We start from the raw sequence: 697 nt of genomic DNA, 5'->3' as shown, positions 1-697 counted from the left end.
CGTCGCCTGCTCGACGACGACGAGTTCCTCGAGGTCCAGGCCGAGCGCGCGAAGAACATCATCGTCGGCTTCGGGCGCGTCGACGGCCGCAGCGTCGGCATCGTCGCCAACCAGCCCACGCAGTTCGCCGGCTGCCTCGACATCGACGCGTCCGAGAAGGCCGCGCGCTTCGTCCGCACCTGCGACGCGTTCAACGTGCCGATCATCACGCTCGTCGACGTTCCCGGCTTCCTGCCCGGCACCGAGCAGGAGTACAACGGCATCATCCGCCGCGGCGCCAAGCTGCTCTACGCCTACGGCGAGGCGACCGTCGGCAAGATCACGGTCATCACCCGTAAGGCCTACGGCGGCGCGTACGACGTCATGGGTTCCAAGCACATGGGTGCCGACGTCAACCTCGCGTGGCCGACCGCGCAGATCGCCGTCATGGGTGCCTCCGGCGCCGTCGGCTTCGTCTACCGCAAGCGCCTGCTCGAGGCCGCCAAGAACGGTCAGGACGTCGACGCGCTGCGCCTCGAGCTGCAGAACGAGTACGAAGACACCCTGGTGAACCCGTACGTCGCCGCCGAGCGCGGTTACGTCGACGCGGTGATCCCGCCGTCGCACACGCGCGGACAGATCGTCTCCGCGCTGCGCCTGCTCGAGCGGAAGATGGTTTCGCTCCCGCCGAAGAAGCATGGAAACATTCCGCTGTGAC

The 697-nt window shown here is 67.7% G+C and carries 1 protein-coding gene; it reads left to right on the top strand.

Features of this window, described 5'->3' with window-relative positions:
* A partial coding sequence (locus K3M35_RS25845) for a carboxyl transferase domain-containing protein (protein WP_308257130.1) occupies positions 1-696 on the top strand: 696 nt, incomplete at its 5' end.
* Position 697: the final 1 nt, after the last annotated feature.

This window comes from Rhodococcus sp. DMU2021, from assembly GCF_019641445.1.
GTDB lineage: Bacteria > Actinomycetota > Actinomycetes > Mycobacteriales > Mycobacteriaceae > Rhodococcus > Rhodococcus pyridinivorans.
Note: the sequence above shows the minus strand (reverse complement) of the source record. Positions and strands in the feature narration are given on the sequence as shown.